The following is a 22,827-nucleotide window of genomic DNA, read 5'->3' on the forward strand; positions in this document are numbered from 1 at the left end:
CATGGAGCGTGCAGGACCGTGGTGCCCTTTATGAACATGCTGATGAGCCGGTCGATGTCCTCGACGTGGTCAAGCTGTCGGCCGAATCCTGGAGGCAATAAAAGTCCCACCTGGCTTGCGCCAGGTGAGCGGAAAGAACGGAGCTCTCAGACTATGACGTAAACCAGCAGGGCCAGGGTGCCCAGGGTCAGGACCGCCATCAGGGCATGCGAGGTCAGCTGCAGCCAGTCGTATTTCATCGGATTACCATGCCACGCTGCCTGCATGCGTGCTGCGGAAAATGTGGCAAAAAGCGGACGCAGATGTGCTTAGGCAGGTGCTGCTGGACCGGACATGCTGCCTCCTGAATACATCTGGAAGATCTTCGGAACCCCGGAAAGCTTCTCCAGGGAACGCCGCATACAGTGCCCAGTCTCTGGTCCTCACCAGCACTATCTGTCCTGCTGGGCCAGACGCAGGAAGTGCGCACTGGACCTGTCTGCGGGGTCAAGCTGGACAGCACGCCCATAGGCTTCGGCAGCCGCCTGGAAATTTCTGGCTTCGTAACGGACCCGGCCCAGCCAGGCCCAGGCCTTGGCGTAGTTCGGGTTGCGGGCAGTCGCGGCCTGAAAGCCCTGTTCGGCCGCCGCCTTGTTGCCTGCAGCGTAACGGGCATAGGCCTCGCGGAAGGTGCGCACCGCCTCCAGCCCGTACTTCTGTCCCTCCTTGGCCAGGGACAGGTTGTAGCGGTCAGCTGCCGTGGCCCCGGGGAGGCCCGTGGCCTTCTGGTAGGCCGTTAACGCCACCTGAGCGTTTCCCAGTTCCAGGGCCAGCCGCCCGGTCTCACGCTGCGCTTCCAGAAAGCCCGGCGCGCTGCGGGCCGCTTCCTGAAACCCGGCCAGTGCCTGGGCCTTGCGCCCGGCTTCCGCGTCCCGGTACGCCCGGCTGAAGGCGCGCGTGGCGGCTGGACCGTAGCGGCTGGCGTTCTGGGCCACGGTCTGGAAGTAGCTCAGGGTCTTGTCTCCGGGGCTGAGCCGCAGCGCACTGGCGTACAGGGTCTGGGCCTGGGCATAGCTGCCGGCTTCCAGCGCCGTGCGGGCTGCCCAGGTGGTACAGGGCACGCTGGCCGGGTCAAGCTGCAGGCAGGCCGCAAAGAACCGCGCCGCTTCCGCTCCCTGATTGCGGGTGTAGGCGGCGTAGCCCAGGTTGTACTGCACGGCAGCGGCCTGGCGCGTTTCCGCCGTGTTCCCCTGGGCTGGTGCCACCCGGAAGTAGGCGGCCCAGGCCAGTTCCGCCTGCCGCCAGAAGCCCACCTCGGTATAGATCTGTGCACGAAGTTTCAGGTATTCCGCGTTGGTGGGCTCGGCACTGACAGCGGCCTCAGCGGCGGCGGCCGCCTGCTTCCAGAGCGGCTGGTCAATGTTGGCACTGCCCCTGGGGTACATGGCGCGGGCACGCTCTGCCAGCGTGCGGGCCTGAGCCGCTGACTGATCGGCGGGCTGGGCACCCGCAGCACTGGGTGAAGAGGCAGGGGCAGACTGCGTCGGCGCGCTCTGGGCCGGGGTAGTTTGGGCAGGGGTGATCTGGGCGAGCGCAGGCGTCAGGGACAAGAGCATCAGGGCCGTGACGGTCAGAACGTGTCGGGTCATAGGAAACCTCCATTCGGGGAGCAGTTGGGGGCAGAGGATGGCCATGGGGTTTTGCAGAGCCGCGAAGCTATGCAGAGCCTTGAAACGGTGCAGAACCTTCCGGGCTGATGTTCCGTTGCCGGGGTGGGGAGGTCGTGAGAGAACACGCAAGCAGGGGCCTGCTGCTCTCCATTGCGCGTTTCATCCTGGGCGCACGTGGCGGGGCTCTGGTAAAACGGGGTACTGTGACGGTTCCCAGCGACTCTCCACGCATCTATCCCATCCGCCTGTACGGCGACCCGGTGCTGCGCCGCAAGGCCCGGCCACTGCAGCACACCGACACGCTGACCGTGCCTGGCTTTGACCCCCAGACCGTGCGTCAGGTCGCCGATACTATGCTCGAAACCATGTTCGAGGCACGCGGCGTAGGCCTGGCGGCGCCGCAGGTGGGCCTGCCGGTGCGCATGTTCGTGGCGGTCGAATACGAGGACGATGAGGAAGAGAACGAGGGGCAGGACACCCCCCTCAAGTCGCGCGTCCTGCGCGAATTCGTGATGCTCAACCCGGTGCTGAGCGTGCTGGACAAGAAAAAAGACCGCTCGTACCAGGAAGGCTGTCTGAGCATTCCGGGCATCTACGAGGAGGGTGTGTCGCGTGCCCGCGCCATCCAGGTGCGCTATACCGACCTGGACGGCGTGCAGAGGACCATAGAGGCCGACGATTACCTGGCACGGGTGTTCCAGCATGAGGCCGACCACCTGGACGGCATCTTCTTCCTGGACCGCCTGCCGCCCGAGGTCACCGAGGACCACCGCCGCGACCTGCTGGCTATGCAGCGCAAGGCCAAGCAGCACCTGAATGACCTGACGGTGCTAGAAGGGCAGCGCCGCCAGGAGCGCGGATCTTGACGGCGCTGCCAGGCAGGCCGCGCGTGGCGTTTTTTGGCTCCCCGGCCTTTGCCCTGCCGGTGCTGGACGCCATTCGTGAGCGTTTCAACGTTGTGCTGGTGGTGGCCCAACCGGACAAGCCGGTCGGCCGGGGTCTGAAACTGACGCCGCCGCCGGTTGCAGCCCGCGCCACCGAACTGGGCCTGCCGCTTGCCCAACCCGCGAAATTGCGCGGCAACGCCGCCTTTGAGACCACCCTGCGGGACTCGGGCGCGGACGTGGCGGTGACCTGCGCCTACGGCAAGATTCTGCCGGCGTCATTGTTGCGGGTGCCGCGCCACGGCTTTCTGAATACCCACACCAGCCTGCTGCCCCGCTACCGGGGAGCCGCGCCCATTCAGTGGGCCCTGATCGCGGGTGAAGCGGTGACCGGTACGACCATCATGCAGACGGACGAGGGCATGGACACTGGCCCGGTTGTGCTGCAACAGGAACTGACTATTGAGCCTGCCTGGACCAGCCTTGAACTGGCGGACGCCCTGGCGACGCAGGCAGCGGGGCTGATCGTGCAGGCCCTGGAAGAACTCGGCGCCCTGAGGCCTACTGCCCAGAACGAGGCTCAGGCCACCCACGCCCCCATGCTGGTCAAGGAGGATGGATTTGTGCGCTGGCGTGATCCGGCCCAGGCGATTGTCAACCGCTTTCGTGGCGTGGCTGCCTGGCCGCAGACGACCGCTTTTCTGAGCGGAGCGCGTCTCAAGCTCGGGGGCCTGAGTTCCGTGGAAGGACAGGGTCAGCCCGGCGAGGTGTTGCGGATAGACGAGGCTGGTCTGGTGGTGGCTGCGGGAAGCGGCGCCGTGCGGATCGAGACCGTGCAGCCTGAGGCCCGCAAGGCGCAGCCGGCAGCCGTCTGGGCCCAGACCGCAGGCGTCGGGGCCGGGGCGCGCTTTGACCTGTGGGAACCTCAGCCGTCCTGAGCGCATACTCCAGAGCATGAATCCGGTTTTTCCGCTGAACATCGATTTCAAATTCAGCCTGTTTACCGAACTGCGCGTCACCGACGCCAGCGGCAGACTGATCGCGGTGGTCAAGGAGAAGACCTTCAGCATTCGCGACGAGGTACGCGTCTACGCCGACGAGGAACGCCGGGTGCAGACCCACGCCATGCGGGCCCGGGGGCTGATGGCCGGAGCGCTGGACTGGCGGGCCCGCCGCGAACTGCGTCGGGTGGACGGCAGCGAGGTCGGCGCCCTCCAGGCTCAGGGGGTGCGCACGCTCTGGGCCGCCAGCTACGAATTGCTGGGCCCGCAGGGCGAAGCCCGCTTTACCATCCGCGACGACCATCCCTGGATGAGTGTCGTCGAAGGTCTGATCGGCGCGGTGCCGGTGGTGGGCGATCTGGTGGCTATGGGCTTTGATTACCTGGTCAATCCCACCTACACCGTGGCCGACATTGGTGGGCAGCCAGCTTACCGGGTGCACAAGAAACGCAGCTTCCTGTCACGACGCTTTACAGTCGAGGAACTGCGTCCCGGGCAGCCACAGGATGAGGAACTGATGCTGCTGGGACTGGTGCAACTAGTGCTGCGCGAGCGCGAACGGGGCTGACCGGGGCGCCTCAGGCGGAGGGCGGGGCTTTCTCACTGAAGCTGGGCACCTGATCGCCGTACAGAGCAAAGGCGTCGCAGCGCTCACGGAGGACACACTGACGGCAGCGCGGGCGGCTCCAGGTGCAGATCTTCTGCCCGTGCTTCAGCAGATTGATGTGCAGTTCGTACAGCAGAGGTGGCTCAGGGGGCAGCAGCCCCAGCAACGCGCGGTGGGCAGCCTGCTCGCCCATACGGGGAATGGTTCCGACCCGAGTGTTGACCCGGTGCACGTGAGTATCCACCGGAAAGACCGGCCGGGCGTAATTGAACAGCAGCACCAGGCTGGCCGTCTTGACCCCTACCCCCGGCAGGTCGGTGAGCCATTTCAGGGCGTCTTTGACCGGCAACTCACGCAGAAAGTCCAGGTCATAGCCTCCCGGGGCGTCACGGATGGCACGCAGCGTCGCCTGGATGCGCGGGGCCTTGCTCTCGGGGTAGTTGCTGCGGCGGATCGCGTGAGCCACCGCCTCGGTGGGCGCGGCAATAATGGCGTCCCAGTCCCCCAGGGTTCGCAGTTCCTGATACGCGGCGTCCTCGTCGCGCCAGTTGGTGCGCTGCGAGAGGATCGTGCTGACCAACTCGTGCATGGGGTCGCGCCGGGGCTCCAGTGGTTTTTCACCATACTCGTCGCGCAACCTGGCGTACATCCACTGCAGCAGTTCGGCCCGCTCCGGGGCCGGGCGGACCACATTCAGGACCGGTGACTCAGTCATGGGCGTGGGTGAACAGAGAAGCGGGCGGTTACTGCCCGGGTGTGTCGCTGTCCTCGACTTCGTCGCGGCCACCTTCGGCAGGCGCGTCCTTGGCTGCGGGGTCTACCCCGGGGTTCTTGCCATGGGCCGCCTCGGGGATGGGATGGCTCTGGCCCTCGGCGGGTGACTGCTCGGCGGGGTCATGGCCCTGGGGATTTTTCTGGTCGTCAGTCATGCCTCAGCTTGCCTGCGTGGGACGCCCCCTTCACGAGAGCCGCTTAAAGGGAGGTTTATCTGCCCGTGCTCCGGAGGAATGGTGCTGGACAGACAAGCACCCCTGAATACTTTTAGTTATGAGCATTTCGGAGCCCAGCAGCCGTCCGGTGCCCATGCCGGCGACGCGTGCCGAGCGGCTGGCAGACCGGCTGGCGCGTTATTCGTGGCGAACACTGCTTTTTTCTATCGCGGTCGGGCTTCTGGGCGGATTGCTGGTTGCCCTGTTCCCGTCAGGCGGCGAAACGCCCAGGAGGAGACCGGGGCCGGAAAACGCGCCCATAATTATCTCGACGCTGGGGTACGGGCTCACCGTTCTGCCGGATGGACCCAGCCTGCTGACCGGAATCTGGGACCTGCTGCACGGCCGGAGGACCAGCGCTGGACGAAGGCTGCTGGTGTTTTTCGGCCCGGTCGTGTTCCTGGCTGGCACAGAAATCGTGCCACACCTACTCAACCCTTGTTTTATCGCCCTGGAACTGGCCGGTAGAAGGTTCCCCGGCATGTGTGATTACGGTGATTGGGGTGCAGATTATGCAGAGCGGTGGCACCTGCTCAACCACACCGTGGTGGGCGCCCTTCCGTTCACCCTGATCTACCGCCGTGCGCTGCGCAGGTGACGTGCAGATGTTGTCGCGCCTGCCCGCGCCTCCACGCCCGGCGCATGAGTGCGCCCACCACACAGCGGCACGATCATGCGCACGGTCCTGCGGGCCGAGATCCAGGGGCCTGACCGGGCGAACTGACGACTCTGGAAGGCGGAACGGAAAACACGCCGTATACCATGACCAGGTTGGCAGACAGCGGCGGGAGCACGATGCTCCCGCGGCCCGGATTGACACCGGCGTTCATGACTCAGGGCGCGCCTGAGCCCCCACCACTTTGAACCCTCCTGCTCAGCTGTGGGTCATATCCAGCGGCACGACCCATTCGGCGAACTGCTCCTCGGTGACGTGCCCCAGTGCCAGGGCAGCATCCTTCAGGCTGCTGCCTTCCTTGTGCGCCTTCTTGGCAATCGCCGCGGCCTTGTCGTAACCGATGTGCTTGTTCAGGGCCGTGACCTGCATCAGGTTGATGCTGAGGTTGTGCTCGATGCGTTCCAGGTTCGGCTCGATGCCCACGGCGCAGTTGTCGTTGAAGGCGAGGCAGGCGTCGCTGATCAGGCGAATGGACTCCAGCACCGCGTGCACCATAACCGGCTTGAACACGTTGAGCTGGAAGTTGCCCTGGCTGCCCGCGAAGGCCACGGTGGCGTCGTTGCCGAACACGCGCGTGGCCACCATGGTCATGGCCTCGCTCTGGGTGGGGTTGACCTTGCCGGGCATGATCGAGCTGCCGGGCTCGTTCTCGGGAATGGTGATCTCGCCGATGCCGTTGCGGGGCCCCGAAGCCAGCCAGCGCACGTCGTTGGCCATCTTCATCAGGGCACCGGCCAGGGTGCGCAGGGCGGCGCTGGTCTGCACCAGGGCGTCGTGAGCGCTGAGGGCCGCGAACTTGTTCTCCGCGCTGCGGAATGGAAAGCCGGTTTCCTCGCTGTACTTCCGCGCGGCCAGGTCGCCGAACTGCGAGTGGGCATTCAGGCCGGTGCCGACCGCCGTGCCGCCGATGGCCAGATCCAGCAGGCCCTCACCGGCGTGGCGCACTTCCGCCAGGGCGTAGTCGAGCTGCGCGACCCAGCCGCCGATCTCCTGGCCCAGGGTGATGGGCGTGGCGTCCTGCAGGTGCGTGCGCCCGACCTTGACCAGCCCGGCATGCTGATTCGCCTTGGCGTCCAGCGTGTCGCGCAGTTTGCCCACGCTGCCGTACAGCCGCTCGCTGAGTTCCAGCACCACCGCAATGTGCATGGCGGTCGGGAAGGTGTCGTTGCTGCTCTGGCCGCGGTTGACGTGGTCATTGGGGTGCACGGGCTTCTTGGAGCCCATCTCTCCGCCCGCGATCTCGATGGCGCGGTTGGAGATGACCTCGTTGGCGTTCATGTTGCTCTGGGTGCCCGAGCCGGTCTGAAACACGACCAGCGGGAAGTGGTCGTCGAGCTTGCCGGCAATCACTTCATCAGCGGCCTGCACGATCAGGTCGGCCACGTCACGCGGCAGTTCGCCCAGGTCGGCGTTGGCCTGCGCGGCGCCCTTTTTCAGGATGCCCAGTGCACGGATGACGGGGCGTCCCCACACGAAGGTGTCCCGGCCGATCGGGAAATTGTGGATGCTGCGCTCGGTCTGCGCGCCCCAGTACCGGTCGGCGGCGACGTCCAGCGTGCCCATCGTGTCGGACTCTTTGCGGATGTTGGTCATACCTTCTGAGTGTAAAGGGGCACTCCTGTCACGGGGGAGGGAACGCAGTGGGCCGCGTCCATCAACGCTGCACGGCCAGCCGCCGATAGGCAGCCTGCAGCGCCGGGTCATGGCCCGTGGCGGCAAAGACCTGCGGATCATCCACCACCCGGATATCAGGGGTCACACGGTGGAGCATGGGTTTTCCTTGGCTGTCCAGTTTCCGGTACATCGAGACCTGAAGGGCTCCGCCCCCGGGGAGTTCACGCCATAAGACAGAGGTGGAGAGCAGCCCGGCTGTCGGGAGGCCCAGCACCGGGATGCCTGTGCGCTGCAGCAGATACGCCATGGTCTCGTGGCACGAGGCGGTGCCCCGGTCTACCAGCACGACCGTCTCGCCGTGCCAGCGGGCGGGAAAAGCCAGAACGTGTGAGCGGGAGGACGCGTGCCACCATGGCCTTGTGATGATCAGATCTCTCTGCAACTGGACCCGGCGGCCGGTCCACTCGGCGGAAGATGGTCCTCGTCGGCTTTCGGAATTGACCTGAGCCGGACCTATGATGGCTCCAGCAGCCATCAGGCACTCTTGCAACAGGCCGCCACCGCCATGACGCAGGTCCACGATCAGCTTACGTGTGCCCTGTTTCTGTGCCTGACGGACCAGGGCATGCACCCGTGGCCCGACCCGCCGCCCTTCCTTGAAACTGGGAATACGCAGGACCTGCACACCCACCGGCGCGTCCGGGGGCGTATACAGCAACGGCAGGTGCATGCGGCGCAGCACTCGCGGCTCCAGGGTAAGGGTGCGAATCTGCGCCCGTCTCACCGGCCCGCGTTCCACCCGGACCTTCAGCAGCGGCGGATCATCGAAGATCTCAGCCTTTTGCAGCCCTTCAACGGTTCCAGGTGGTCCTTGGTCATTCAGGTTGGTCAGCCGGTCTCCGGGCTGCAGGCCAGCCTTTTCTGCTGGGCTTCCCACCACGACGTCCTGTACGAGTACCTACCGGGAGCCAGTACTCAGTGCGACCACACCGTAGCTGAGCAGGGGGGACTGACTGGCCTTGAGCAGCTTGCCCATCTGTTCTATCTGAGTGGGCGTATAGACCCAGTTGTGGCTGTCCTGCAAAGCGTCGGTAATGCTCCTGAGCGCCTCATAGTCATTCAGGGGGGTGCAGGGGCTTGCGGCGCACTGCGCCTTCAGGGCTGCCCGAGCCCGCATCACTACAGGTTCAAGCGGAACTGCCGAATAGCCGTGGTAATGCTCGCGCAGCTCACGCACACCCGCATCGAACACACTGGGAGGCGCAGGGTCCGGTGCGCAGCCGACCAGCAGAAGCAGGCTGGTCACGGCAGCGGACCAGGAATGAACACATGCTGACATATCAACCACTACGCCACAGGGGATGGGGGGGGTTGCTCCCAGGATGCCTGAGGGGTACCCTGGACGGTCCCATGCAGACCCGCCTTTCCAGGAAGTAGGCTGACCGTCATGCAGCAGTACCTCGACTTCATGCGGCACGTGCTGGAGCACGGCACCGAGAAAACCGACCGGACCGGGACCGGCACCCTCTCGGTTTTTGGGCACCAGATGCGCTTTGACCTCGCGCAGGGCTTCCCACTGGTCACCACCAAGCGTACCCACCTGAAGTCGATCATTCACGAGCTGCTGTGGTTTTTGCAGGGCAGCAGCAACGTCGCGTACCTGCGCGAACACGACGTGACCATCTGGGACGAATGGGCTGACGAGCACGGCGAGCTGGGCCCGGTCTACGGAGTGCAGTGGCGCAGCTGGCCCACGCCGGACGGACGGCACATCGACCAGATTGCCCAGGTGGTCGAGCAGATCCGGCGTACCCCCGACTCACGCCGGCTGATCGTGAGTGCCTGGAATGTCGGGGAGATCGAGCAGATGGCCCTGCCCCCCTGCCACGCCTTTTTCCAGTTCTATGTGGCGGACGGGCGACTGTCCTGCCAGCTGTACCAGCGCTCAGCCGACATTTTCCTGGGTGTGCCGTTCAATATCGCCTCCTACGCGCTGCTGACGCTGATGGTCGCGCAGGTCACGGGGCTCGAACCCGGCGAGTTCATCTGGACTGGGGGCGACTGCCACCTGTACACCAACCACCTGGAGCAGGCGCGCAAGCAGCTTTCCCGCGAACCGCGCACACTGCCGGTCATGCACCTCAACCCGGCCGTGCGTGAGCTGGACGATTTCCGCTTCGAGGATTTTACGCTGGAAGGCTACGACCCACACCCCGGAATCAAGGCTCCGGTGGCGGTATGAGCGAGCAGGAATGCATTTTCTGCAAGATTCTGAGGGGAGAAGCCGAGTCGAGTGTGGTGGCCGAGAACGAACTCTGTCTGGCTTTTCTGACAATCAGTCCATTCAATACAGGGCACACCCTGGTCGTCCCAAGGCGTCACGCGGCTACATTTACGGACCTGACGCCTGCAGAAGCTGCCGCGCTGGCTCAACTTTCGCAGCAGGTCGCGCAGGCCCTTGAGCGCAGTGATCTCCCCTGTGAAGGCTTTAATCTGTGGATGGCCAACGGCTCAGCCGCCTTTCAGGATGTCTTTCACGTGCACATGCATGTCTTCCCGCGTCTGAAAGATGACGGTTTTAAGATTGAGGTTTCCTGGCCTCAGCCCTCACGTGCCGAACTGAATGAGGTCGCTGCGCAACTCTGCACGGCTCTGGAGAAACGCTGATGAACCGACCTACTTTCGATGAGCTGGGCCTGGCCACCGCGCGGCTGTGGGCCTCCCGCAGCGCCGACGCGAAGGTGCAGGTGGGAGCGTGCATCCTGGACCGGCATCACCGGGTGGTAGGTGTGGGATACAACGGCCGCGCTGCCGGGGAACCGAACGAGCGCGAGAGCCTGGACCAGGGCCACAGCGGCTTTATTCACGCGGAGGTCAACGCCCTGCTGGCCGCCAACTGGAACGGAGAGGGCCACACCTTATACGTGACCCACGAGCCCTGCGCCACCTGCGCCCGCCTGATCGTCAATTCGCGCCGGGTGGGCCGGGTGGCCTTTGCCGCCGTTTACAGTGAGACCAGCCGGGTGCAGTCGGGTCTGCCCAGCGGGGCCGAGATTCTGCGCTCTGCCGGTATCGAGGTGCAGCATGTCGGCTAGGCTGGAACTGGTCGCCATCGTCGCCATGACCAAAAACCGCGTGATCGGCAAAGATGGCGGCATGCCCTGGCACCTGCCGGCTGACCTGGCGCACTTCCGGCGGCTTAGCGTCGGCAAGCCGAACATCATGGGCCGCAAGGTGTACGACTCGCTGGGGCAGGCGCTGCCGGGGCGCGACAACATTGTCCTGACCCGCAATCCCGGCTTCCTGGCGCCCGGGTGCAGTGTGGTGCATACCCCTCAGGAAGCCCTGAAAGCTGCCGGTGACGCTCCTGAGATCGCCATCCTGGGAGGCGAGGAAATCTACCGGCTGTACCTGCAGAAGCTCACGCGCGTGGAGCAGACCGTGATCCACGCGGTGCTCGATGGCGACACGTTCTTCCCTGAATTGCCCGGCGAGTGGGAGGTCAGTGCCGAGCGTGAGCGGGCCGCCGACGAGAAAAACCGTTACGACCTGACCTTCCGCACCCTGATCCGCCGCGCCTGAGGGTCTGTGATGACCGGTAGGCAGCGGCTCTCTCCTGCGGCCCGGGCCCTGCTCGACATGCTGGCGCTGTCGCTGGGCGGCGCGGTGGCCCTGGGATTCGCGCGCTTCGCCTACGCGTTGCTGCTGCCGGTGATGCGCTCGGATCTGAACTGGAGCTTCACCCTGTCCGGCAGCATGAACGCTGTCAATGCCCTGGGGTATCTGCTGGGTGCCCTGAGTGCCGGCTGGCTCTCGGGCCGGGCCGGCCTTCGCCGTACCTTTCAGGCCGGAATGCTGCTCACCGCCCTGGCGCTGCTGGCCTGCGCGCTCACCTCGGACAGCGCCGCGCTGCTGCTGTGGCGGCTGCTGGCCGGACTGGGTGGCGCCTGGGTCTTTGTCAGTGGGGGAGGGCTGGCGGCACTGGCGGCGCGCGCCTACCCGGAGCAGAGCGCCCGCCTGCTGGGTGTCTTCTACGGCGGTGCCGGCATTGGTATCGTCCTGTCGGCGCTGCTGGTGCCTCCGCTGCTGGCCAGTGGGTGGCGTGGGGCGTGGGCGGCGCTGGGGGCCACGTCGCTGGTGTGTCTGGCCCTGACCTTGCGCACGCTGGGGCGCCTGCCGGACCGGGCCCCGGCTCTCCCGGAGGGAGAGGGACACGCCTCCCTCCGCCCGTTGGGGTTCACCCTGGCTGCATATGCCTGTTTCGGTGTGGGCTACATCGCGTACATGACCTTTATCGTGGCGTTCCTGCGTTCACTGGGCGCAGAAGGGCTGATCACCCCGTTCTGGACCCTGCTGGGTGTGTGCGTGATCGCCAATCCGTTCGTCTGGGGCCCACTGATGACGCGCGCCACCGGGGCCCGGGCCATGGCCCTGCTGATGCTGCTGCTGGCCGTTGGTGCGGCCCTGCCCCTGGTCGCGTCACATCCGGCTGCGCTGCTTCTGTCCGGCGTGCTGTTCGGGCTGAGCTTCCTGGCGGTGGTGACCTTTACGACGGTGATCACCCGGCGGGTTCTGCCCGAACACGCCTGGTCGCGCGGCATCGCTGTGTTTACCAGTGTGTTTGCCCTGGGTCAGGTGGCCGGACCACTGCTCACTGGACTGGCCGCAGACAGTGCCGGGGGCCTGCGGCTGGGTCTGGGCTTCAGTGCAGCGGTGCTGCTGGTGGGCGCAGGACTGGCCCTGGGGCAGCCAGCACGGTCACTTACCACCAGCCGCGCCGCTTGAAGTACGCCGCGAGCAGGCCGCCGACCAGCAGAAAGCTGCTCCAGGCGAAGACATAACCGTAGGGGCTGCGCAGTTCCGGCATGTGTTCGAAATTCATGCCCCACACCCCGGCCAGAAAGGTCAGGGGCAGAAAGATGACACTGACGGCCGTCAGGGTCCGCATGACCTCGTTCATGCGCTGGCTCTGGAGACTCAGGTGCAGGTCAAGCAGGCTGGTCAGATATTCGCGCAGGCCCTCGAAGCGGCTGACCGCCCGCGTAAAGCTGTCCTGCACATCGCGGTAGCGCACCAGATCGGCGGGAGACGCCGCAGCGTAACGTCCCAGGATGGCCGTCGCTTCCCGGGCCTCGTTGGCGAGCCGGCGGGCCTGGGTAATCAGGTGCTTGAGCTCGAACACGTCGGCCACTGGATTCCTTCGTTCATTCTGGAAGACCCGTTCTTCCAGCTTGTCTACCTGCTCTTCGAGCGTATCGGCGACCGTAAAAAAGGTATCGGCCGTATGGTCGAGCAGTTCGTAGGTCACCTCGTGCGGGCTGTTGAGCGCCTCGCGGCCGTTGGCCAGCGGCCACACCCGGCCCAGCGCGAGGGTGCCGTGGCTGCTCAGCGTTAGCACGGCGCCGTCGAACACGAAGATGCTGAGGCGCTCGGTGAACTCGTCGTCGGTGTCGGGGCGCGCGTAACTGCGCACCGTGATAAAGGCATGTTCCGGATACTGCTCGGCGCGGCTCCAGTGCCCGACCTCCAGCACGTCTTCCAGGGCCAGACGGTTCAGCGGGAAGGCGGCTTTCAACTGGGCCAGTTCGGCGTCGGTCGCCGCCTGCGCATCCACCCACACACCACTGGTCTGGTCCTGCCAGTCAAATTCCTGGCCAGTGGCCAGCAGGCGGGCACGAATCATGACGCCCATGCTACGTCGCCTATGCTGTGCTGCGTGGGCACGTGGCTGTGGGTGATGCTGGGCGGGGCGCTGGGGGCCGCGGCCCGCTACGGGGTGATGCTGGTCCTGACGCCGCTGGTTCGCTCCGGCTTTCCGGTGCCGACCCTGCTGATCAACGTGGTGGGCTCGTTTCTGCTGGGCCTGACGGTGGCCCTGGTGGGGCGCGGACTTTGGCCCGAGACCGCGCGTCTGGCCTTCGGCACAGGGTTTCTGGGGGCTTTTACCACCTTCAGCACCTTCAGCGTGGAACTCGACAGTCTGACGGCGCGTGGGTCCGGGGGGATGGCGCTGCTGTACATCAGCCTGAGCGTGAGCCTGGGCGTCCTGGCGGCCGTGGCTGGCCGGCTGCTGGGAGACCGGCTGGGAGCCGCCACATGAGCGGGCGTAAACGCAAGAAAGACACGGCGCGTCCGCCGGAGCAGTTTCTGGAACTGGCCGATGTGCTGACCTATGTGGGGCAGGTCATCGCCAGGGGAGTACCGGGCGGTGTGTGGGTGCGTGCCGAACTGGTCAGCGTGACCGACCGCCGTCATCTGTACCTGGACCTCGTGCAGCTCGAAGACGGCGTGGAGGTGGCCAAGTGCCGCGCGACCGTCTGGGCCCGTGAACGCTTCAGCCTGGAAGGCAAGTTCCGGAAGGCCACCGGCGGAACCCTGACGGCCGGGGTGAAGGTGTTGCTGTTCTGCACCGCCGAGTTTCACGCCCAGTACGGATTTTCTCTGAATGTGCTCGACATCGCTCCGGAATTTACGCTGGGAGACACGGCGCTGAAACTCGACGCCATGCGGCAGGCCCTGCTGCTCGAAGGGGTCTACGGCCTCAATCGCCTGTTGCCGGCCCCCTCCGATTTCACCTGGGTGGCGGTGATTGCCCCGGTGGAAGCGGCCGGTCTGGGCGATTTCCGGCGCGAGGCGGACGCGCTGGAGGCTGCTGGGCTGGTCCGGTTCGGGTATCTGGAAGCCACTTTTCAGGGCCGTGAAGCATCAGCCAGTCTGACCCGTGCGGTTGAACAGGCACGGGTCCTGCATGCCCGGGAGCCCCTGGACGCCCTGGTCGTGATCCGGGGCGGCGGCGCCGTGACGGACCTCGCCTGGCTCAATGACCTGGATTTTGTGCGCGCCCTGGCGACTTTTCCAGTTCCTGTGATCACTGGCCTGGGGCACGCCCGCGACGATACCCTGCCCGACGAGGTGGCTTCCATCCGCACCGACACCCCCAGCAAGGCCGCTGCCCTGATCGTGCGCACCGTGGTGCAGGCCGCTGCGCAGGCCCAGGAGCATGCCCGAACCATCCGCGCCCATGCCGCGCAACTGCTGCTGAACGCGGACGCCGGGGCAGCCTGGGCCGTGGACCGTGCCCTGCGGGCTGCCCACCGCGCCACCGATCACGCCCAGGCACAGACCGACGCCCTGATGAGGCAGGCCCTGGGGCTCACGCCTGGGCGCACGCTGGCCCGGGGCTACGCGCTGGTACGTGACGCAGCCAGGCAGCCGGTCACGCGCGCCGAGCAGGTGGGGGGTACCCAGGACCTGACGCTGGAATTTCAGGATGGCGTGGTCAGGGTCCGCACCCTGACCACGCCATCTGATAAAGCCCCGTAATGTTTACTGGCGTTTAAGGACGCAGGTACCGGTGGCTTCGATTAATGCGGCGTAGGCGTTCTCCTTGGACTGGGTGTTCCAGGTGGCCACCATGGTGCGGACGTTGTCGTGTGTAGTCCGGAGCAGGCGGCCACTGGCCACTTTCCATCCTGGGCCGGAGACAGGAGCCAGGCATGCCAGAACCTGGGCACTGCCGATCGTCTTGCCGACAGGAGCCTCCTGATAGTCAAAGACAGACACGAAGTCCTGTTCGGCTGAAATCGTCAGAGAAGCGGTGTTTGTACCGGTACCGTCGGCGTCATAGTCCCACTCGTCCTTGTCCCAGGTGCCCTTACCCCGCAGGGTGAAGGTCTGGGAGACTCCCTGATTGTCTTTCGTCAGTCCGGTCATCACAAACACATCGCCAGCCCTGAAGGGCTCCTGCGGAATGGCCGCAGTACAGGCCGATAGAACAGCGACAGGAGCGAGCACGAGATAAGGAGAGATCTTCATCTTCTTTAAGATAAGTTAACTCTTTGCCTAATGTGACGAAAATGACCTTCGGTGCATCATGTTGCTGGCCACGGGACTTGGAGGGGCTACCCAGTTCTGCTTTTTCACCGGTCAGCGGGCATTGCGCAGCGCTTTGCGGACATAAGCCCACAGGACACTTGGTCCGCTCGGAATCAGCAGGAGGACGCCAAGGCCCGCCAATGTTCCGACGATCCCGAACCAGAAGTCATCTTCCTCCTGCCATACCAGATGCATTCCTAGGTACATCATCGGAAACCACATAAAACGCAGGAGCCCCAGCAGTACCCTGGCACTCCGGGTGGCAAAATGCCGGGGGATCCACCATTCCAGTGCCAGGATTGGCAGAAGGCCCAGGACGTAGGCGGCGTACCATCCCCAGAAAAACGTCTCCTCCGGGTCAAGCAGCACATTCAAAAATGGAAGTGCGAGCCACAGGGGGAATCCAAGCAGGATCTGGGCAAGGCTCTGAACTTTGACGTTCCGGTACGCCCGGATGGCCTCCAACTCCGTTTCCTGTAACAGGGTGTAGTGCTGCTGCTCCAGGGCCCGGTAGACCTCCGAGACCGAGCCCAGAGCGGCCAGCGCAGTGCCTTCCGGATCCGGGTGTCCTGCTTCCTTCAGCTCCTGAATATGGGCCAGGGCGTGCTCCTCAAGATCTCGGCGGATGCGCTCGGCCGTGTCGGGTGGAAACCGGCAGGTCACGTCCTGCAGATACTTTTCCAGGCTCATGCGGGTTCTCCTTCAAGCGTGAGCGTGCGGCGCAGGCGGCCATTTTCTGTCCACAGGTATGCCGTCATGCTGACCAGCAGAACCGGGGTAATCACCCAGAGGTAGTCCGGGCTGAGACCTGCGTCTTTCCACAGGTCAGGCAGCCACCTGAACACGCACATGGTCGCAAGCATGGCCCCCATTCGCAGATTCCACCGCCGGACATAGGGAAGCCTGTGAGTCCAGGCCAGCCCCAGCAGGTAGACCACCAGTGCCATTGTGTACAGCACGCTGATCTCATTCAGGGCCTCTATGCAAAGGAGAACAGCCACGGCCCACACGCCCCATTTGGCAAAGGTGATCAGCGCCCGGTAACTGCTTCCCGGCTGAAGACCGGCCCACTCTCTTCGGCTCAGGTAAAGCTGCCTCAATTCACGCGCCGTGTCGTCAGGTGACCCAAGCACGACCGAAACGTCCGCGTCCTGGGGCAGACCCGTGTCCTGAAGGTGAGCCAGCGTTTCAGCACTGACCCGCCGGGTCACGCCTTCCGGGAACTCCCCGGTGGCCCGCGTGAGCCAGTTCTGGGCGTTCATGACTGTCCTCCGATCACAGCCCCCACAGCACGCACCTGCTTCTCCCACTCCTTGCGGGCTTTGGCCAGCACCCCTTTGCCCTTCTCGGTCAGTCGGTATTCCCGGCGCACCCGGCCACCCACATCGTGCTCTTCGCTTTCGACCAGGCCTTCGGCTTCCAGGGCGTGAAGGGCCGGGTAGAGGCTGCCTTCGCGGGCGGTGAGCAGACCTTCCGAGCGCGCCTTGATGGCCTGGGCTATGGCGTAGCCGTGCTCTGGCTGGCGTTCCAGCACCGCCAGAATCAGCATCCGCAATTGCTCCCGCGTCTTCATGGCTCCAGTATGCATCTGAATTCGATGCATCCAAAGCAGAAATGAGACATGGTCCGGGCGCCTGTCGTGGGGTGACAGAAAGCTGGGGATGGGTCTGCTTTACATCTGCTGAGGCTTGGCGTCCTCCTCCCCGGTGGCCACTAGCCGGCTGTCGTCGCTGACCCAGTCGCTCCAGGAGCCGGCGTACAGGCGGTTGTGGGGACCCAGCGGTATACCGGCCAGTTCGCGGGCCAGCAGGTTTGGTGTGGCGCTCACGCCGCTGCCGCAGTAGGTGATGGTCGTCTGCTCACCAGCCTGCAGCCGGGTCGCCTGCTCCTCGCCGGAACGGAAGGTACCGTCAGGGTGCAGCGCGCTGCTCCAGTCACGGTTCACCGCCCCCGGAATATGACCAGCCTTGCGGTCCAGAGGCTCGGTCTCTCCGCGGTACCGTGGCGCGGCGCGCGAGTCGATCAGGAGTGTGGCCGCGTCACGCGTGGCCACCTCATCGGCACCGGCCACGAAGTCAGCCTGAACTTCAGGGATAAAGGTGGCAGCAGGATACCTGGCATCTTCCGTGCTCACCGGACCCCCGGCTGCCAGATAAGCAGGCCAGCCGCCATCGAGCACGCTGACCTCACGGTGACCCAGCCAGCGCAGCAGCCACCACGCCCGCGCCGCGTAGAAGCCCTGACCACCGGACGGGTCGTCGTAGCAGACCACCACGCTGTCGTTGCCGATCCCCACCTGTCCCAGCCACGCCGCAAGCATTTCGGGAGCAGGCAGGGGATGCCGCCCGCCTTCGCCACCGGGCTGTACCGGTCCACTCAGGTCCGTCTCCAGGTCGGCGTACACGGCACCCGGCACATGACCCTCCAGGTAGGCGATGCGCCCCAGCAGCGGATCGCTCAGGCCATAGCGGCAATCCAGCACCCGCACGCGCGGGTCGTGCAGGTGGGCGACCAGCCACTCGGCACGGGCCAGCGGAAAACCTGACGATGAGGCAGCAGTCATGCCCGAAGCGTACACCTGCCCTGGGTGTGTCGGGCGCACCAGAGCGGACAACAGGCAATAAAAAAGCCGCCTCTCGGGCGGTGATGGACAAAAAATAGCGTCTTATGCAGTATTCGTCAAGAAGATGCGCGTCCTGCTGCAGAACAGCTGACCGTACAGGGAGACCGGGCCTGCTGGAGGTGAAGGCCGGAGGCGCATTTTTCATAGTCAGAAGACCAAGCTGGTATTCTGACTGACAACTGATGTTCCCCTCTGGCAGTCCCGAGTCCCTGGAGTCGTCTGACGTCCTGTTCCGGCAGCGCGGCGAAATGGCCGTGCTGATGCGCGACTTTAACTGGGCGTCCACGACCCTGGGACCGCCCGGGTCGTGGTCAGGGCCGCTGCGCACCTTCGTGCAACTGATCCTCTCGTCCACTCAGCCGATGTACCTGGGGTGGACGCACGATCTGATCGCGCTGTACAACGATGCCTACCGGCCCATCCTGGGGCAGGACAAGCACCCCTGGGCGCTGGGTGCACGGACCGCCGATATCTTCGGACAGGATGGGTATCCAGGGCTCAAGCCTGTCTTCGACGCCGCTCTTGAACGGGGCGAGAGCGCCGCATACGTGGATCTGCTGGTGCCCCTGGTGCGCCATGGGTACATGGAGGAGTGTTACTTCGACGTCAGTTGGACCCCCCTGTACGTGGATCAGGAGGTCGGGGGTGTGCTTTCGCTGGTCAATGAGACGACAGACCGGGTGCTTGCGGCGCGGCGGACAAAAACCCATGCAGCGCTGACTGCGCGCCTGCTGGAGACCGCCGGGTCCGGGGACACCGTCCGGCAAACCCTGAGCGTTGCCGATGACAACCCCCATGACCTGCCGTTCGTGCTGCTGTACCTGCCGCAAGCTGACGGCACCCTGTCGTTGTCCGGCCATGCCAGGCTGGAACAGGATCAGGCAGAAGCCTGGCGCCTGCTGCCCGAACACTGGACGGCTGGGCTCGCGCAGCAGGAACTCACCCTGCAGGTCATGGCTACGACCCCTCTGGCTGCCGGACCCTGGCCCGAGCCGGTCGAGCAGGTGGCGTTGCTGCCCCTGAGACAGACGGACACCGGCACATTGCTGGGGCTGCTGATCACCGGAATCAACCCCCGCAAACGGCTTGACGAGGACTACCGCGACTTTCTGCGGCTGTTGGCCGCGCAGGTGGCTTCCAGCCTTCAGTCAGCCAGGCTTGCCCGCGAACTGCAACAGCGCAACGCGGAACTTGCTGCCCGCAACCGTGCGCTGGCCGCTTTCGACGAATGGACCCGTGACCTCACTGCCACAGGAGAACCCTACGACCTGATCGGGCAGGCCCAATCCCTGTTGAAATCCCTGATTCCCCTGGGCACAGCGGTGTATTACGAACGCAGTGGAGAGCGCTGGTACGTCCGGCAGATGTTGGGCGAGTACGGTGACGAACAGCTCAGGCAGGCCCACGATGCCGGTCTGGCACACGAGCAGACCTCAAACCTGCGCATTCCCTTCGAGACAGGGCAGCCGTACTACCAGCATCTGTATAACCGGGCGACCGATCACCTCCCGGATCACACCGCCCATGTAACAGCCACCGCTATGTTGCCACTCAGGTCGCCACACGGTGTGCGCGGGATTTTTGGGCTGGCACTGTTCGGGCGCGAGGGCTGGACCGAGGTGGAGCGCACCGTGATCGAGACGGTTGCGCGCAGTCTGGAACTGGCCGTGGACCGCGCCGACAAGATCACGGAACTGGCCCAGGAACGCGCTGTGCTCGCGGCGCGCACGGCCGCGCTGGCCGACGCCAATGAGGAACTTGAGGCCTTTGCCTACAGCGTGTCGCATGACCTGCGTACCCCGGTGCGGCATATCACCGGCTTCAATGACCTGCTGCGCAAATCATTTGGTGAGGCCCTGGACCCCAAGGCGGCGCGCTACCTCAACGTGGTGGGCGAGGCGGCCGGGCGGATGAATGTCCTGATCGACGCGATGCTGGACCTCTCGCGGACCTCAAGACTGCCCATTCAGTATGAAGCCGTGGATCTGGAAGTCCTGGTCCAGTCCGTGCGCAACGAGCTTGAGCCGGACATTGCCGGGCGTAGTGTGGAGTGGGAGGTGCATCCCCTTCCGGTGGTGGCCGGCGACTGGGACACCTTGCGGCAGGTGCTGGTCAATCTGCTGTCCAATGCCCTGAAATACACCCGTCCCCGTGAGGTGGCAAGCATCCGGATCTGGGCCGAGAAGCACGACGGGGCCACGGCGGTGCTGGTGGCCGACAACGGCGTGGGCTTCGATCCGAAATACCAGGAGAAGCTGTTTGGGGTGTTCCAGCGCCTGCATCACCAGCACGAGTTTGAAGGGACAGGGGTGGGGCTGGCCAATGTCCGGCGCATCATCACGCGGCACGGAGGCCGGGTGTGGGCCAGCAGCCAGCCGGGGCGGGGCGCGACCTTTGGGTTTACCCTTCCACAGCCAGACGCAGATCCCGCCTCTGTCTGAGGTCAGCTCAAGGCCTGACACGCGGAGACGTCCCACAGGCCCGTGAGACACGCAAAGCTGCGGACGGTCCCATCAGAAGCATCGGGTGCACTGACTGGCGGGCCTTTTCACAAGATGTCGTGGAGGGCTCTGTCACTCCCGTCGCCAGGGCCACACTAGAGTAGGGCCAATGACCGGAACGAACAGAAAAAAGGTGCTGGTGGCCAACGACGACGGCGTCTTCTCACCTGGAATCAAGGCCCTGGGACAGGCCATGGCCCAGATTGCGGATGTGGTGGTGGTGGCCCCAGACGTGGAGCAGTCTGCGGTAGGACACGGCATTACCATCCGCCGCCCGCTGCGCTTCAAGCACACAGCCTCCGCGGGGTTCGGAGACATTCCGGCCTACCGGGTGGACGGCACCCCCACCGACTGCGTGGTGATGGGTGTGCACCTGCTGGGCACCCCGGACCTGATTGTCAGCGGCATCAACATTGGCCCCAACCTGGGCGACGACCTGACCCACAGCGGGACCGTCGCGGCGGCCATCGAGGGTCTGGCGCTGGGTCTGCCCAGTATCGCCTTCAGTCAGCAGTCTGCGCCTTCCGGGGAGTACGATTTCGCGGCCTCGGCCGCCTACGCCGTGCGTCTGGCCCAGCAGGTGCTGGCCCGGGGCCTGCCCCCGCGCGTGCTGCTCAACGTGAACTTCCCGCATGGCGTGCCCAAAGGCGTGCGGGTCACGCGGGTGGGTGAACACCGCTGGGAAGACTCCATCGTGACCCGCGAGGACCCCGAGGGCCGCGATTACCACTGGGTTGCCGGCACCAGCCGCGCCCGCGACGCTCACGACGTGGAGACCGACTACGGTGCCATCCAGGCCGGATACATCAGCGTGACGCCGGTCCGCCTGGACCTGACGGCCCGCGACCTGATGGACGAGGTGGCAGGATACGTTCCTGCTTTGTAGGGCAGTTCTCCGAATGACGCCACCCGGAAGACAGCCTCTTGGCGGCTTCGTTCTGCGTCCTGCTCGCTAAAATTTATTCGCTTCGCCCGGTCAAAAAGATGGCCTCTTTTTGACCAATGCTGTAGGTGGAAGCTGGGCTGACAGCAGCGGGATGGTTCCGGCCAGCCCAGTGGCCCCGGCAGGATGAGCAAGGGTCTGATCAATTGCGGCGCTATCTATGTACCTGGTTCACGGCGGGCGCTCGATGCTGCTTTCCGGTCCGGAGCCGGTTCGGGCTCAGCCTGCAGGGCTTGTACTTCAGAACCGGGTCGGCAACTGGCCGCCACTTCAAATGTCCAGCCCCGCGCGCCGGGTGGCAGCTGCATGTCAGGAGGAGGGGCCGACCAGCGGCTGGCGACCAGGGCCAGGTCCGGCTGGGCGGGGCTGGTGAGCAGCTCTGCACCCAGTAGACCGGGCAGCCCACGCAGCGAGTTCAGAAACGCGTGCAGGTTGCTCAGGGCGTCCTTGCCCCTGGACTCGACGTACCAGATCTGTGCAGGCGGAATCTGTGCTGGCTGGGACGCCATTGCGCCGGCCATCTCAGTACAGACTCATGGGGTCGCGAGGGTTCCAGCGCAGATACGTGCCGTAATGCAGGTGGGGACCCGTGCTGCGTCCAGTGTTGCCCACCCGGCCCACCGGCTGGCCACGCACCACCAGTTCGCCGGTGCGGACCAGGTTGGCGCTGAGGTGCGCGTAACGGGTGATCCAGCCGTCCGGATGCTCGATCACGACCGTCCAGCCCCAGCCCCGGTCGAAGTCCGGCCGGGATTCGAGCACCCGCCCTGAACGTGCCGCGCTCACCAGGGTACCCACGGGCGCCACGATGTCGATGCCGTAATGAATCTCCTGCTCGCCTTCCAGCGTGCGCTCACCATAGCCGCTGCTGACGTTATGGTGACCCTTGACCGGCCACAACCAGGTTCCTCCTGTGGCCCTGCTGACGCGCACGCTGGCCCGGCGCACGGTCGCGCCTGGCGTGCTGGTGCGCGCGGCGGCCCGCCGGGCCGGAATGGTGAGCTTCGTGCCGGCCCACAGCGCCCGGCCTCCGGCGTACTTTGGATTGGCGCGCACCAGTTGCGTCACGCTCAGGCCGTATTTGCGGGCAATGACGGTCAGGTTCTGACCTTCCCTGACGATATGGGTGCGCGCCGCCAGTTTCCGGTTGGGAAGCTTCAGGACGCGGCCCAACTGCACCCGATCGGTGCGACGCAGTGACGGGTTGATGGCCTGGATGCTCGCCATGCTGACGCCGGCGCGCGCGGCGATGCCACTCAGGGTGTCACCGGGCTTCACGCGGTAGGCAGTGGCTGCGTCGGCCACGCCCGTCAACAGCGAGATACACAGGGCAGCCGTCAGCAGAAGCCGTCCGGTCGAGCGTAGCGGGCCAAGGAGCAGCGGGGCAGTCACGGTCGCCCAGCATAAGTCCCGCTCTGGCCCGGCGGATGAATGCCTTTTGGCGGACGACGGTGTGGCCGCGCTA

Annotated in this window: 27 protein-coding genes; 13 read left to right on the plus strand and 14 right to left on the minus strand. The window is 65.2% G+C overall.

What is annotated here, in order from left to right; all coding sequences use genetic code 11:
* Positions 1 to 431: 431 nt before the first annotated feature.
* Positions 432 to 1,628, minus strand: a complete 1,197-nt coding sequence (locus IEY49_RS10535) for a tetratricopeptide repeat protein (RefSeq protein ID WP_189008023.1) — start codon at positions 1,626 to 1,628, stop codon at positions 432 to 434.
* Between the two features lie 224 nt (positions 1,629 to 1,852).
* On the opposite strand from IEY49_RS10535, the gene def reads away from it, so the two are divergent.
* From def to IEY49_RS10550, 3 genes are read left to right on the plus strand one after another with little or no spacing between them, the layout of a single operon-like run.
* Positions 1,853 to 2,515, plus strand: coding sequence for a peptide deformylase (def, locus tag IEY49_RS10540; RefSeq protein WP_189008448.1), 663 nt, complete (start codon positions 1,853 to 1,855; stop codon positions 2,513 to 2,515).
* On the plus strand, positions 2,509 to 3,471 hold the full coding sequence (fmt, locus tag IEY49_RS10545; RefSeq protein ID WP_373291901.1) for a methionyl-tRNA formyltransferase: 963 nt from the start codon (positions 2,509 to 2,511) through the stop codon (positions 3,469 to 3,471). Before def ends, fmt begins: the two co-directional genes overlap by 7 nt.
* A gap of 16 nt (positions 3,472 to 3,487) precedes the next feature.
* Complete coding sequence (locus IEY49_RS10550) at positions 3,488 to 4,102, plus strand: hypothetical protein (protein WP_189008029.1); 615 nt, start codon at positions 3,488 to 3,490, stop codon at positions 4,100 to 4,102.
* Between the two features lie 10 nt (positions 4,103 to 4,112).
* Here IEY49_RS10550 and IEY49_RS10555 read toward each other — a convergent pair whose 3' ends face one another.
* The gene (locus IEY49_RS10555) at positions 4,113 to 4,856 is read right to left on the minus strand and encodes a monofunctional DNA glycosylase (protein ID WP_189008032.1); all 744 of its coding nucleotides are present in this window, start codon (positions 4,854 to 4,856) and stop codon (positions 4,113 to 4,115) included.
* Positions 4,857 to 4,884: 28 nt separating this feature from the next.
* On the minus strand, positions 4,885 to 5,070 hold the full coding sequence (locus IEY49_RS10560; protein WP_189008035.1) for a hypothetical protein: 186 nt from the start codon (positions 5,068 to 5,070) through the stop codon (positions 4,885 to 4,887).
* A 118-nt stretch (positions 5,071 to 5,188) separates the two neighbouring features.
* On the opposite strand from IEY49_RS10560, the gene IEY49_RS10565 reads away from it, so the two are divergent.
* The gene (locus tag IEY49_RS10565; RefSeq protein ID WP_189008038.1) at positions 5,189 to 5,728 is read left to right on the plus strand and encodes a hypothetical protein; all 540 of its coding nucleotides are present in this window, start codon (positions 5,189 to 5,191) and stop codon (positions 5,726 to 5,728) included.
* A gap of 276 nt (positions 5,729 to 6,004) precedes the next feature.
* On the opposite strand, the gene fumC is transcribed toward IEY49_RS10565, so the two are convergent.
* From fumC to IEY49_RS10580, 3 genes are all read right to left on the minus strand, one after another.
* Complete coding sequence (gene fumC / locus IEY49_RS10570; protein ID WP_189008041.1) at positions 6,005 to 7,399, minus strand: class II fumarate hydratase; 1,395 nt, start codon at positions 7,397 to 7,399, stop codon at positions 6,005 to 6,007.
* A gap of 61 nt (positions 7,400 to 7,460) precedes the next feature.
* Entirely contained in the window at positions 7,461 to 8,360 is a 900-nt protein-coding gene (locus IEY49_RS10575) for a S41 family peptidase (protein ID WP_268239033.1), read from the minus strand.
* Positions 8,361 to 8,378: 18 nt separating this feature from the next.
* The gene (locus IEY49_RS10580) at positions 8,379 to 8,726 is read right to left on the minus strand and encodes a hypothetical protein (RefSeq protein ID WP_189008046.1); all 348 of its coding nucleotides are present in this window, start codon (positions 8,724 to 8,726) and stop codon (positions 8,379 to 8,381) included.
* A 141-nt stretch (positions 8,727 to 8,867) separates the two neighbouring features.
* On the opposite strand from IEY49_RS10580, the gene IEY49_RS10585 reads away from it, so the two are divergent.
* From IEY49_RS10585 to IEY49_RS10605, 5 genes are read left to right on the plus strand one after another with little or no spacing between them, the layout of a single operon-like run.
* The gene (locus tag IEY49_RS10585; protein WP_189008049.1) at positions 8,868 to 9,662 is read left to right on the plus strand and encodes a thymidylate synthase; all 795 of its coding nucleotides are present in this window, start codon (positions 8,868 to 8,870) and stop codon (positions 9,660 to 9,662) included.
* Positions 9,659 to 10,087: an HIT family protein gene (locus tag IEY49_RS10590; protein WP_189008052.1), complete on the plus strand. Its 429-nt coding sequence runs from the start codon at positions 9,659 to 9,661 to the stop codon at positions 10,085 to 10,087. The genes IEY49_RS10585 and IEY49_RS10590 overlap by 4 nt, the downstream gene beginning before the upstream one ends.
* Positions 10,087 to 10,515 (plus strand): deaminase, encoded by a 429-nt coding sequence (locus IEY49_RS10595; protein WP_189008054.1) that lies wholly within the window; start codon positions 10,087 to 10,089, stop codon positions 10,513 to 10,515. Before IEY49_RS10590 ends, IEY49_RS10595 begins: the two co-directional genes overlap by 1 nt.
* Positions 10,505 to 11,002, plus strand: coding sequence for a dihydrofolate reductase (locus tag IEY49_RS10600; RefSeq protein ID WP_189008057.1), 498 nt, complete (start codon positions 10,505 to 10,507; stop codon positions 11,000 to 11,002). Before IEY49_RS10595 ends, IEY49_RS10600 begins: the two co-directional genes overlap by 11 nt.
* A gap of 9 nt (positions 11,003 to 11,011) precedes the next feature.
* A complete protein-coding gene (locus IEY49_RS10605) occupies positions 11,012 to 12,205 on the plus strand; it encodes a YbfB/YjiJ family MFS transporter (RefSeq protein WP_189008060.1) in 1,194 nt (397 codons plus the stop codon).
* On the opposite strand, the gene IEY49_RS10610 is transcribed toward IEY49_RS10605, so the two are convergent.
* Positions 12,183 to 13,103, minus strand: a complete 921-nt coding sequence (locus IEY49_RS10610; RefSeq protein WP_189008063.1) for a magnesium transporter CorA family protein — start codon at positions 13,101 to 13,103, stop codon at positions 12,183 to 12,185. The genes IEY49_RS10605 and IEY49_RS10610 overlap by 23 nt on opposite strands.
* A gap of 54 nt (positions 13,104 to 13,157) precedes the next feature.
* Between IEY49_RS10610 and IEY49_RS10615 the strand changes: the two genes are divergently transcribed.
* Both IEY49_RS10615 and xseA read left to right on the plus strand, forming a co-directional pair.
* Positions 13,158 to 13,520 (plus strand): fluoride efflux transporter FluC, encoded by a 363-nt coding sequence (locus IEY49_RS10615; RefSeq protein ID WP_189008451.1) that lies wholly within the window; start codon positions 13,158 to 13,160, stop codon positions 13,518 to 13,520.
* Entirely contained in the window at positions 13,517 to 14,743 is a 1,227-nt protein-coding gene (gene xseA, locus IEY49_RS10620) for an exodeoxyribonuclease VII large subunit (protein ID WP_189008067.1), read from the plus strand. Before IEY49_RS10615 ends, xseA begins: the two co-directional genes overlap by 4 nt.
* Positions 14,744 to 14,746: 3 nt before the next feature.
* Here xseA and IEY49_RS10625 read toward each other — a convergent pair whose 3' ends face one another.
* From IEY49_RS10625 to IEY49_RS10645, 5 genes are all read right to left on the minus strand, one after another.
* Positions 14,747 to 15,235, minus strand: coding sequence for a hypothetical protein (locus IEY49_RS10625; RefSeq protein ID WP_189008069.1), 489 nt, complete (start codon positions 15,233 to 15,235; stop codon positions 14,747 to 14,749).
* Between the two features lie 111 nt (positions 15,236 to 15,346).
* On the minus strand, positions 15,347 to 15,985 hold the full coding sequence (locus IEY49_RS10630; RefSeq protein WP_189008072.1) for a hypothetical protein: 639 nt from the start codon (positions 15,983 to 15,985) through the stop codon (positions 15,347 to 15,349).
* Entirely contained in the window at positions 15,982 to 16,557 is a 576-nt protein-coding gene (locus IEY49_RS10635) for a hypothetical protein (RefSeq protein WP_189008075.1), read from the minus strand. The genes IEY49_RS10630 and IEY49_RS10635 overlap by 4 nt, the downstream gene beginning before the upstream one ends.
* Positions 16,554 to 16,868: a PadR family transcriptional regulator gene (locus IEY49_RS10640; RefSeq protein WP_189008078.1), complete on the minus strand. Its 315-nt coding sequence runs from the start codon at positions 16,866 to 16,868 to the stop codon at positions 16,554 to 16,556. The genes IEY49_RS10635 and IEY49_RS10640 overlap by 4 nt, the downstream gene beginning before the upstream one ends.
* A gap of 99 nt (positions 16,869 to 16,967) precedes the next feature.
* Positions 16,968 to 17,858, minus strand: a complete 891-nt coding sequence (locus IEY49_RS10645) for a sulfurtransferase (RefSeq protein WP_189008080.1) — start codon at positions 17,856 to 17,858, stop codon at positions 16,968 to 16,970.
* Between the two features lie 242 nt (positions 17,859 to 18,100).
* Between IEY49_RS10645 and IEY49_RS10650 the strand changes: the two genes are divergently transcribed.
* Positions 18,101 to 20,359 (plus strand): sensor histidine kinase, encoded by a 2,259-nt coding sequence (locus IEY49_RS10650; protein ID WP_229780734.1) that lies wholly within the window; start codon positions 18,101 to 18,103, stop codon positions 20,357 to 20,359.
* A 169-nt stretch (positions 20,360 to 20,528) separates the two neighbouring features.
* Positions 20,529 to 21,305 (plus strand): 5'/3'-nucleotidase SurE, encoded by a 777-nt coding sequence (gene surE / locus IEY49_RS10655; RefSeq protein WP_189008083.1) that lies wholly within the window; start codon positions 20,529 to 20,531, stop codon positions 21,303 to 21,305.
* Between the two features lie 215 nt (positions 21,306 to 21,520).
* On the opposite strand, the gene IEY49_RS10660 is transcribed toward surE, so the two are convergent.
* Both IEY49_RS10660 and IEY49_RS10665 read right to left on the minus strand, forming a co-directional pair.
* Positions 21,521 to 21,871 (minus strand): hypothetical protein, encoded by a 351-nt coding sequence (locus tag IEY49_RS10660; protein ID WP_229780735.1) that lies wholly within the window; start codon positions 21,869 to 21,871, stop codon positions 21,521 to 21,523.
* A 13-nt stretch (positions 21,872 to 21,884) separates the two neighbouring features.
* Positions 21,885 to 22,754 (minus strand): peptidoglycan DD-metalloendopeptidase family protein, encoded by an 870-nt coding sequence (locus IEY49_RS10665; protein ID WP_229780736.1) that lies wholly within the window; start codon positions 22,752 to 22,754, stop codon positions 21,885 to 21,887.
* Positions 22,755 to 22,827: the final 73 nt, after the last annotated feature.

This window comes from Deinococcus malanensis, from assembly GCF_014647655.1.
Taxonomy (GTDB): domain Bacteria; phylum Deinococcota; class Deinococci; order Deinococcales; family Deinococcaceae; genus Deinococcus; species Deinococcus malanensis.

Coding starts and splice junctions, on each gene's coding strand:
- IEY49_RS10590 (WP_189008052.1), top strand. CDS start 9,659: ATGAGCGAGCAGGAATGCATTTTCTGCAAGATTCTGAGGGGAGAAGCC.
- IEY49_RS10600 (WP_189008057.1), top strand. CDS start 10,505: ATGTCGGCTAGGCTGGAACTGGTCGCCATCGTCGCCATGACCAAAAAC.
- IEY49_RS10640 (WP_189008078.1), bottom strand. CDS start 16,868: ATGAAGACGCGGGAGCAATTGCGGATGCTGATTCTGGCGGTGCTGGAA.
- IEY49_RS10550 (WP_189008029.1), top strand. CDS start 3,488: ATGAATCCGGTTTTTCCGCTGAACATCGATTTCAAATTCAGCCTGTTT.
- IEY49_RS10615 (WP_189008451.1), top strand. CDS start 13,158: ATGCTGGGCGGGGCGCTGGGGGCCGCGGCCCGCTACGGGGTGATGCTG.
- IEY49_RS10610 (WP_189008063.1), bottom strand. CDS start 13,103: ATGATTCGTGCCCGCCTGCTGGCCACTGGCCAGGAATTTGACTGGCAG.
- IEY49_RS10565 (WP_189008038.1), top strand. CDS start 5,189: ATGAGCATTTCGGAGCCCAGCAGCCGTCCGGTGCCCATGCCGGCGACG.
- IEY49_RS10535 (WP_189008023.1), bottom strand. CDS start 1,628: ATGACCCGACACGTTCTGACCGTCACGGCCCTGATGCTCTTGTCCCTG.
- IEY49_RS10645 (WP_189008080.1), bottom strand. CDS start 17,858: ATGACTGCTGCCTCATCGTCAGGTTTTCCGCTGGCCCGTGCCGAGTGG.
- surE (WP_189008083.1), top strand. CDS start 20,529: ATGACCGGAACGAACAGAAAAAAGGTGCTGGTGGCCAACGACGACGGC.
- IEY49_RS10625 (WP_189008069.1), bottom strand. CDS start 15,235: ATGAAGATCTCTCCTTATCTCGTGCTCGCTCCTGTCGCTGTTCTATCG.
- IEY49_RS10650 (WP_229780734.1), top strand. CDS start 18,101: ATGTTCCCCTCTGGCAGTCCCGAGTCCCTGGAGTCGTCTGACGTCCTG.
- IEY49_RS10560 (WP_189008035.1), bottom strand. CDS start 5,070: ATGACTGACGACCAGAAAAATCCCCAGGGCCATGACCCCGCCGAGCAG.
- IEY49_RS10635 (WP_189008075.1), bottom strand. CDS start 16,557: ATGAACGCCCAGAACTGGCTCACGCGGGCCACCGGGGAGTTCCCGGAA.
- fumC (WP_189008041.1), bottom strand. CDS start 7,399: ATGACCAACATCCGCAAAGAGTCCGACACGATGGGCACGCTGGACGTC.
- IEY49_RS10555 (WP_189008032.1), bottom strand. CDS start 4,856: ATGACTGAGTCACCGGTCCTGAATGTGGTCCGCCCGGCCCCGGAGCGG.
- xseA (WP_189008067.1), top strand. CDS start 13,517: ATGAGCGGGCGTAAACGCAAGAAAGACACGGCGCGTCCGCCGGAGCAG.
- IEY49_RS10660 (WP_229780735.1), bottom strand. CDS start 21,871: ATGGCGTCCCAGCCAGCACAGATTCCGCCTGCACAGATCTGGTACGTC.
- IEY49_RS10605 (WP_189008060.1), top strand. CDS start 11,012: ATGACCGGTAGGCAGCGGCTCTCTCCTGCGGCCCGGGCCCTGCTCGAC.
- IEY49_RS10585 (WP_189008049.1), top strand. CDS start 8,868: ATGCAGCAGTACCTCGACTTCATGCGGCACGTGCTGGAGCACGGCACC.
- IEY49_RS10595 (WP_189008054.1), top strand. CDS start 10,087: ATGAACCGACCTACTTTCGATGAGCTGGGCCTGGCCACCGCGCGGCTG.
- IEY49_RS10630 (WP_189008072.1), bottom strand. CDS start 15,985: ATGAGCCTGGAAAAGTATCTGCAGGACGTGACCTGCCGGTTTCCACCC.